Genomic DNA, 8760 nt, shown 5'->3' on the forward strand with positions numbered 1-8760 from the left:
GTTGGAACTTTGATGTTCAGACGAAATACTGGATGTCCCCAAAGCCATGAAAGAGCACATAAACAAACTAAACTTGACTGACCGTTCGCAATTTCACTTCACACCGAACGTCCGTGAAGCCTTCTCTTTTCTCGTGGATGCGGGCTTTGTTGAGGCCGAGGCATTGCCGACGCTCGTGCGATACCGGAAAGATGATGTCGAGATCGATGTCTATCACGGACGGCAGTCCTATGAAATTGGATGTGGATTCACCGTCGCCGGCGTCCGCTATTCACTCTCAGATTTCATGCGCGTCACTGATCCTGATTTGGCAAAGACCTACCGTCTTCGAGCAGCCACATCCTCGGAGAGTGTTGCAACTGGCCTGGAAGATTTGAGCGTGATGATGCAGCGCTACGGAGCGGCGGTACTGAGTGGATATCCGCAGTTCCTCGCGATTGCGGGAACGTCTCAGCCCTGCGGAGGCCAAGAAGCAGGCTTTCGCGGAGGCACGCTGTGCGGGTTGATGTTTTGGGCATCCCCTTACACACAACTCCCCACCCTGCATGCTGGATCACTGACGAGGCAGGCGGATGAGCTGGGCGAGGGACGAGTTCGGGACGATAGCGCTGGGTGATCGGCGGTTGAACAAGCGGGCGGTGCCGATGGCCCAGCGCGCCAGGGTTTGGCGCGGCACGCGTACGCCGGCGCTGGCCACGCCGGGCTCGGCAGAGCCGAGAACCCAGGCGCACCTGAGTGCCGATCACGACACTGCAGCGCTGCGCTTCCCGGGCCGCCATCTGCAAGGGGACAAAGCGACCGGCCGGCTCGCCCCGTTTAAGGCGCTTGCGCCACCCATACCGCGAAGCCACCGAAAGATCCTCGCGCTCGGCATAGGCCCGGGTGGTGATTCCTTCCGCTTCGCTCGCCGCCAGATAACGCGACCACGTTTCTGTTGCAGATACGATCTTCGCCAACTCCGTTACTCGATGGCCTGAGCGTCCGGGAATCAGCGAAATGCCGCAAGAATGAGGTTTATGGAGCGCTTGCCGTACAAATGGAATGGCCTGCAAAAGGAGGGAAAGTGGTCATGCAACTGTGGAGAAAGCTGTCGGTGGGGATATTTGCCTTGCTGGCTGGCGTTTCGTTTCCGACGCACGCAGCCTACGAAAACACTCCCGCGTGGTGGCAGCGTTATGGAGAAGAACGGGATGCAATCTACGCGCACATGAAGCGCTACGGCATCACTCGGGAGGGTGTGGCCGCGATGCGACGTTTGACGGAGACGGCGCCGTCATATTCCGATCCGCATGTGAGTCTTGCTTCGGAAAAGCTTCTGAACCCCGGCGAGCATTACCGCATCGAGATGGATGAATTCATCCTGACCATGAAAGTGCCGGATGTGAAGGCCGTTCCCGGAAACTGGATCTGGCCCTACACCAACACCCGAACGCCGGACCCGGCGATGGAGAAGCTGCTCCAGCGAGAGAACGGTATGGTGCAAGTGGCGAACCTTGGTTGGTATACCTGCCGAAGCATTTTTCCGCCGGGGCTTTTTGGGCGTTGCGAGACCGCGGGGGTTGGCATGCTCTATCGCGTCCTGAAGCCGGAAGAAAGAGACGACTTTTCGACGCCGGAGAAATTGCGGGAGCTCTCGAGGGTGATCATGAGAAATGCGATCCGCCCTAGGGAGGAGATAGAGAAAGCAATTCTTGCTGGAAATATCCTCAGCGGTGCAGACAATCGCATTCATCTTGATTCCGAGACCGTCGTGATCAATGGTCGAGTGTGGGTGCGCGATGCCATGGATTCGAGCTATAGCCGGCGTTACGCGTACAAGACAGCACTTTCCCCTGACCGAATGGTGGGATTCACCTTCGGCCTGCCCGAGTATGACTACAACGCCAATCCTGACCCGTCCAGCTACCCGGCGGCCATCAAACGAGCCTTTGTGCTGATGGAGGAGGTGGTCGCATCGGTGCGCATTGCCAGAGTCAACGACGACGGATCACCCGATCCGTTTGTGATCGAACGCGTGAAACCGGCACCGCTGCCGGTTCGGGAAAAGCGGCCCACCGCCCAATGAGCTGAGTGCTTTACCAAGGCTGCAATGGGAGAAGGTATTGAGCCCTTTTGCTGATACCTTTTTATCATTTTTAATCTTCCTCGTGCCCTCGGAATTTCGGCAACTTCGCCCTGACATTGGAGGTGTCTGCTTGCCGCTGGTTAGCGACCTGCCGTAGTCGCCTGCCGGGAAGGATGAGATGTTGATGATCTCTTTGGCATATACTCGTTCGGTATGTGATCGGTCGTGCCTGGGCTTGGTGTAACGCTCACTCCTTCTTCTTTCTGGTAATAAAAATCATGAAAAACACTTTCCGGCTTGCTGTGACGTGTGTCAGCGCCTTGCTACTGATGTCGGCCTGCGGCGGAGGTGGGACGGCCGAGGGTCAGGCTTCGGTGCAGGGGGGCGAGGGCTCTGTTTCTCCGGCAAGCATGAAAGCAGCATCTATTGCCGCAACGGCAACTTCTGCTTCCTTCGATGACGAGTTGCTGTCTGCCGACACCGCCCGGTGGTACGCCGCGAACTGGAGTAACGGCGATCCCTTCGTCAATGCCTGGCACCCCAATCAACTGTCTTTCCAGGACGGGCGCATGAATATCCGGCTCGAAGCGGATGTCGCCAGGCTGACTGCCAAGCCCGCCATTTCGGGGGAGTACCGAACGATTGGCACTTATCAGTACGGCCTCTACAAGGCTCGCCTGATCGCCTCCCGCACACCGGGCACCATCAGCGCTTTCTTTACCTACACGGGGCCGGCCAGCGGTACCCAGCACGATGAGATCGACGTTGAACTGAAGGGCGACGATCCGACCCGGGTGCAGGTCAACTACTGGACCAACGGCGTCGAACACCCGACGCTCCTTGATCTCGGGTTCGATGCTTCTGCCGCCTATCATGACTATGCGTTCCGGTGGACCTCGACCGGAATCCAGTGGTTCGTCGACGACAAGCTGGTTCATCAGGAAAATGGCAGCCGTGGTCCCCTTCCGGTGACGGCCGGGCTGATCATGCTGAATCACTGGGGCACGGTTGGTGCGTCCCCGTGGAGCAGCGACTACATCATTTCCAGTACGCCTTCGGTGATGGGCGTGGAGCGGGTCAGCTTTACGTCGGAGCTCGCCGCCAGCAATGCGGTGGTGTCGGTCGGCGCGCTGGCCGGAAGCGCTTACCCGGACGCCAAGGGCTGGCGTGCATCGATCTCTGTTGCCGTGCGCAATGCGAGCGGCGTTGCGGTGCCAGGCGCAGTGGTCAAGGGGGGCTTCACCGTGGGCGGTGCGCCCCTGTCGTGCACGAGTGGCAGCAACGGCATGTGCAGCATCACCAGCGCGAAAATCTCGGCAGCGGCAAAGAGCACGACTTTTCTTGTGCGCAACATTACCGGAACGGCGATGACCTATGATGCGACGAAAAACGCTGTTGCATCGGTCGTCGTTGTGAAGCCCTGATGCAGCGGATTGCAGTCCAGCCTGTTTTTTCAGGAGTGATCGATGGCACTTGAGGCCACGGCATGGAGAACCGGGAGTGATAGGGCGCAAGAGGCGCTGGTGGCAGCTTTGACAAGCCGTGCCGGCAGTGCGCTCATCGGCGCTCGGGAGGGGGCCTGAGCCCGTGCGCCGCTCGCTGTTTCCTTCCGATGACGCGCTGCCGACCTGGCTGCATTCGCTGCTGCTCATCCTCATCGTGTCGCCGTTTGGCGTGCCCCTGTTGTGGTGGGGCCTGCAGGCGATGGCCACGGCGCATCTCGCACCGTTGAGCGGGCCGGATTTCGGACAGTTCTTCTTTGGCGCGGTGACGCTGAATGGCAAGCCGGCAAAGGTGGCGGGGCTCTCGCTGGTCGTGCTGGGCTGTGCTTATTTCGCGCTTGCTGCCCAATTCTCGCGGCTGGCGTGCACGACGCTGTTGCTGCGCGCGCTGCCGTGGGTGCTGCTCGCCATCTCCACCTTGCTGTCGTTGTGGGTCAAGGCGCACCGGTAAGGTGTTTGGGGGCTCCGGCACAGGATTTTTGGCAGTCTCTGGAGCGGTTTTATCCACCTCTGGACGTCAATCACCAAAGCCTGAGTCCCTGTTGCCCAGCGCTTGGCAAAAATCATTCACTTCTGCATCTTCTGCTTCAAACCCTGAATGCCAATCATCAAGGCTTGCATGATCAACACCCAGGTCTTGATGAAAATCATGTAGCGCTGGGTGATTGTCATTCAATGCCGAGTGGCAATCACCAGCACCCTCATGGTTGGCGGCAGAGGCTTGTGCCGGCGGGTGTGAGCCGGCACAAGAAAGACCGCCGGGACTCAGTTGCGCTTGCGGCGCAGCATGAATCCACTCAGCCCCAGTGCCGCCAGCGCCAGCGTCGCCGGTTCGGGAATGCGCTGGGCGTCGTAGGCGGGGATCAGGTCGCTGCTTACGCCGAAGACGAGGAACTGGTTCGGGTTGGCGGTGGGGGCGCCCTGCACCGTGGTGGTGTCCAGGAAGTCGTTGTCGTTCACCACGATCAGGGTGTGCTGCAGCACGCCGTCCACCAGCACGTCGGGGCCGAAGGCGAGGCCTTCGATCTTGGCGGGGATGGTCCGGTCGGTGTAGCCGTTGGCCTTGAGCAGGGCGACCAGATCGACGAAGAGGATCTTGGCGACGGCCTTCGGGGCCAGGGCGCTTTCGCCGGTCAGGCTGCCCACGTCCTGGGCGCCGGCCAGGTCGATCTTGTAGATGCGCTTGACGACGGCCTTGGAGTCGTCGCCGAGGCCCTTGCCGTCGCGTTCGTCGATGAGGAATTCGTGGTCGTTGATGGCGACGATTTCGCTGATGCTCGGGTACTTGGGCTTGGCGGCGGTGCCGATGTTGTCGAGCTGGTAGGCGTATTCGTGGGTGACCTGGCCGGTGGCGAGGTCGACGGTGACGATGCGCACGGTGCTGCTGCTGGTGCCGCCGTCCTGGGCGAGGGGGCTTTGCATGATGCCGACGAGGGTCTTGCCGTCGGGGGTGATGGCGAGGCCTTCCATGCCCTTGTTGGCGACGCGGCCGACGCTGTTGCCGCTGATCTCGGTGTCGCCGAGGGCCGACAGGTTGGGGGCGGCAAACTTTTCGGGCAGGGTGATCACGCCGGTGCGCTCGCCGGTGGCGCGGTCGAAGCGGTAGATGTAGGGGCCGTACTCGTCGGTGATGTAGACGCTCTTGCCGTCGGCGGTGACACGGATGCCTTCCGGGTCGAAGCGGGCGTTGCTGCTGTTGGTGGACAGGCCGGCGTCGAAGGCGTCGGAGCGGCCGGTAAAGTAGTTCTGGCCGCTGGTGCCGGTGAGCACCGGGGCGCTGCCGTAGTTGAGGACGCTGGCGCTGGAGAGCAGGGTGGTGGCGCTGAGGGTGGGGGTCAGGGTGGCGATGCTGCCGGTGCTGAAGGTGGCGCCGCCGAGGCCCAGGTCGATGGTCTGGTAGCGCGGAATCCAGCTGGTGGTGTTGTCCACGGCGGCATTCCAGGTGCTGGCGTTGGGGCCGCGGTCGGGGGTCAGCAGGAAGGTGCTGCCGCCGGCCCAGGCGATGGCGGAGCCCATGCCGCCGAGGATGTTGGCGGCGGCGCCATCTTCGAGGGTGTTGGTGAGGCCCGAGAGGTCGGTGCCGGACAGGGTGCCCTTGCCGATGAGGGCGATGCCGGCGTGGGCGGCGGTGCTGGCGAGGATTGCCGGCACGAGGACGGCGAGCAGACGTTTGGCGAACATGAGCGGATTTCCTTGGCGGATGGGATTAACCGCCAAACCCTACGCACAAACTGTTACGGAGCAGTGAAATCAGCTGCCGTCGATGCTCTTCAGTTTGTTTCGTCGCTGTTCCAGCCAGGCCTGGGCCGGGGCGATGGCGCGCTCGGGAATCTGGGCGACGAGGGCCGGTATGCCATTGAAGCGGATCGGCGGGCCGAGGAAGTAATCGAGTTCCTGGAAGTCGGCCAGCATGGCGGCGGGCTTGCGGCCTTCCTCGACGATGGGCACCAGCGGCATGCGCAGGGTGGCGGCGACGATGGCCTGCAGCTCCTGGGGTACCGAGGGGCCGCTGAGATCGACGATGACGAAGCTGCACAGGCCGGCCAGGGTGATGACCGTTTCGGTGTAGTTGCGCTGGCGCGGCCGTTCGAAATCGAAAATGATCGGCAGGAGGCCGTGCTGGCGCAGGCTGTCGGCCACGGCCTGGAGCACGTCGAGCCCGCCGCCGCCGAAGCGCCCGAGGATGAGCACGCCGCGCTGGGTGGTGGTGTTGAAGACATCGCGCAGCTTTTTGTGGTTGAGCAGTACGTAGATGAACTGGGCCACTTCGAGGTCGTCGGTGGTGATGCGCGGCTGGTCGGGGCGGGTGACCAGCAGGTCGCGCTGTTCGGTGCCATCGAGCTTCACCTCCCACGCGGCGATGCCATACACCTGGGTCCCGTTGAGTTTGGCGTGGCTGAGGTCGGTGCTGACGAGGATGGCGCTTTTCAGGTCGGCCCCGCTCAGGTCGGCGCCCTGCATCTTTGCGGCCCGCAGGTTGGCGCCGGCCATTTCGGCCTGCACCAGCGAGGCCCCTTCCAGATCGGCGCCGCTCAGGTTGGCTTCACGCAGCTTGCAGCCGTCGAGGTGGGCGCCCTTCAGGTGGGCCCGGCGCAGGTAGGCGTCGTGGAGATCGAAGCCGCTGAGGTCACGCCCCTCCAGATGCGCGCTGCGCAGCTGGGGCGGCAGATCGGGGTTGGCCTGGCGCCAGGCGTTCCAGGCGTCGCGGCCCTGGTCGAGGAGGGCGAGGTGGTCGGGGTTGGGCATGCTGGATCTCCGTTCAGGCGGCTTCCTCTTCGGCCTCGCGTTCTTCCTGCTGCAGGGCCCACATCTGGGCGTAGGCGCCGGCCTTGGCCAGCAGTTCGCCGTGGCCGCCCCGTTCGAGGATGCGGCCCTGGTCGAGCACGATGATCTCGTCGGCGTTCATCACCGTGGATAGGCGGTGGGCGATGACCAGCGTGGTGCGGCCGCGGGCGGCGGCCTCGAGCTGGGCCTGGATGGCCTTTTCGGTCTTGGAGTCGAGGGCCGAGGTGGCTTCGTCGAAGATCAGGATGTCGGGGTTCTTGAGCAGGGTGCGGGCGATGGCGACGCGCTGCTTCTCGCCACCCGAGAGCTTGAGGCCGCGCTCGCCGACGCGGGTGTTCCAGCCGTCGGGCAGGCGGGCGATGAAGTCATCGAGCTGGGCGGCACTGGCGGCGGCTTCCACTTCTTCCTTCGAGGCATCGGGGCGGCCGTACTGGATGTTGTAGAACAGGGTGTCGTTGAAGAGCACGGTGTCCTGCGGAACGATGCCGATGGCGGCGCGCAGGCTGTCTTGCGTGAGGCCGCGGATGTCCTGGTCGTTGATGCGCACGGCGCCGCCCTGCACGTCGTAGAAGCGGAACAGCAGCCGCGCGAGGGTTGACTTGCCGGAGCCGGAATGGCCGACCACGGCCACCGTCTTGCCGGCCGGAATGGCGAAATCCACGTCATGAAGAATCTGCCGCGAGGGCTCGTAGGCAAAGCGCACCTGGTCGAAACGCACGCTGGCCGGACCGCGGGCCAGGGCCCTGGCGTCAGGCGCATCGGCCACTTCGCGGTGGGTGCCCATCAGGCCGAACATGCGTTCGATGTCGGTGAGGGCCTGGCGGATTTCCCGGTACAGCACGCCGAGGAAGTTGAGCGGGATGTAGAGCTGGATCAGGAAGGCATTGACCAGCACCAGGTCGCCGAGGGTCATGGAGCCGTTGGCCACACCCAGCGCGGCGCGCCACATCATGGCGGTGACGCCGACGGCGATGATCGCCGCCTGGCCGATGTTGAGGTAGGAGAGGGACTTCTGGTTCCGGATCTGGGCGGCGGTCCACTTGGCCAGTTCGGTGTCGTAGCGGCGGGCCTCGAAGTACTCGTTGTTGAAGTACTTCACCGTTTCGTAGTTGATCAGGCTGTCGATGGCGCGGGCGTTGGCGGCCGAGTCCAGTTCGTTGGCCTGGCGGCGCAGGGCGGTGCGCCAGTTGGTGACCTTGAAGGTGAAGGTGACGTAGATGGCCAGGGTGAGCAGGGTGATGATGGCAAAGCTGGGTTCGTACTTGACCAGCAGGATGCCGATCACCAGGCTGATTTCGACGAAGGTCGGCAGTATGGAATACAGCGTGTAGCTGATCAGCGAGCCGATCGAGCGGGTGCCGCGTTCGATGTCGCGGGTCAGGCCGCCGGTCTGGCGTTCGAGGTGAAAGCGCAGGGACAGGGCGTGCAGGTGGCCGAAAACCTGTAGCGATATCTCGCGTACGGCTTCCTGGGTGACCCGCGCAAAGACCAGTTCGCGCAGCTCGGTGAGCAGCGAGGTGGAAAAGCGCAGCACCCCGTAGGCCACCAGCAGGGCGGCCGGGACGACGATGAAGGCCTGCTCGCGGGAGATGTCGAGCCCGTCCACCAGTTGCTTGAAGACCAGCGGGACGCTGACATTGGCGAACTTGGCGGAGATCAGGCAGGTGAGGGCGAACAGCACCCGCCACTTGTAGGCCCACAGGTAGGGGATCAGCTTCTTGATGGTGTCCCAGTCGTGGCGGTCGCCGGTGGCGGGAAGTGGCTGGGCGCCGGGGGAGGAGCGTCGCAAAGTGGGGTTTCCTTGTTTTATTTATGGGTGAAGCTGTCGCTGGCCAGATGCACGGCCAGTCCGATGAAGAGCACGCCGCACAGGCGGTCGAGCCACGGCCCGACCCGCGGGCGGCGGGC

7 protein-coding genes and 2 pseudogenes are annotated in these 8760 nt (G+C 63.0%); 4 read left to right on the forward strand and 5 right to left on the reverse strand.

Annotated features, from left to right (window positions below):
• Positions 1–572: 572 nt before the first annotated feature.
• A pseudogene (locus ETQ85_RS27405) lies at positions 573–617 on the forward strand (hypothetical protein); the annotation flags it as partial.
• A gap of 123 nt (positions 618–740) precedes the next feature.
• Here ETQ85_RS27405 and tnpA read toward each other — a convergent pair.
• Positions 741–1052, reverse strand: a pseudogene (gene tnpA, locus ETQ85_RS27410) (IS66 family insertion sequence element accessory protein TnpA); the annotation flags it as partial.
• Between tnpA and ETQ85_RS03840 the strand changes: the two are divergent.
• The 3 genes from ETQ85_RS03840 (at position 1037) to ETQ85_RS03850 (ending at position 4018) form a co-directional block, all read left to right on the forward strand.
• The gene (locus ETQ85_RS03840) at positions 1037–2065 is read left to right on the forward strand and encodes a hypothetical protein (RefSeq protein WP_148577733.1); all 1029 of its coding nucleotides are present in this window, start codon (positions 1037–1039) and stop codon (positions 2063–2065) included. The pseudogene tnpA and the gene ETQ85_RS03840 overlap by 16 nt on opposite strands.
• Before the next feature lie 278 nt (positions 2066–2343).
• Positions 2344–3489, forward strand: coding sequence for a family 16 glycosylhydrolase (locus ETQ85_RS03845; protein ID WP_222862048.1), 1146 nt, complete (start codon positions 2344–2346; stop codon positions 3487–3489).
• A gap of 163 nt (positions 3490–3652) precedes the next feature.
• Positions 3653–4018 carry a hypothetical protein gene (locus ETQ85_RS03850; RefSeq protein WP_148577734.1) on the forward strand — a complete coding sequence of 122 codons (366 nt, stop codon included), beginning with the start codon at positions 3653–3655 and terminating at the stop codon, positions 4016–4018.
• A 66-nt stretch (positions 4019–4084) separates the two neighbouring features.
• On the opposite strand, the gene ETQ85_RS26565 is transcribed toward ETQ85_RS03850, so the two are convergent.
• The 4 genes from ETQ85_RS26565 to ETQ85_RS03865 form a co-directional block, all read right to left on the reverse strand.
• Positions 4085–4243, reverse strand: a complete 159-nt coding sequence (locus ETQ85_RS26565; protein ID WP_222862049.1) for a hypothetical protein — start codon at positions 4241–4243, stop codon at positions 4085–4087.
• Between the two features lie 89 nt (positions 4244–4332).
• Positions 4333–5748, reverse strand: coding sequence for an esterase-like activity of phytase family protein (locus ETQ85_RS03855; protein WP_148577735.1), 1416 nt, complete (start codon positions 5746–5748; stop codon positions 4333–4335).
• Between the two features lie 69 nt (positions 5749–5817).
• Complete coding sequence (locus ETQ85_RS03860; protein WP_148577736.1) at positions 5818–6813, reverse strand: pentapeptide repeat-containing protein; 996 nt, start codon at positions 6811–6813, stop codon at positions 5818–5820.
• Positions 6814–6826: 13 nt separating this feature from the next.
• Positions 6827–8641, reverse strand: a complete 1815-nt coding sequence (locus ETQ85_RS03865; RefSeq protein ID WP_148577737.1) for an ABCB family ABC transporter ATP-binding protein/permease — start codon at positions 8639–8641, stop codon at positions 6827–6829.
• Positions 8642–8760 lie beyond the last annotated feature (119 nt).

It is taken from the genome of Zoogloea oleivorans, assembly GCF_008107625.1.
Lineage (GTDB): Bacteria > Pseudomonadota > Gammaproteobacteria > Burkholderiales > Rhodocyclaceae > Zoogloea > Zoogloea oleivorans.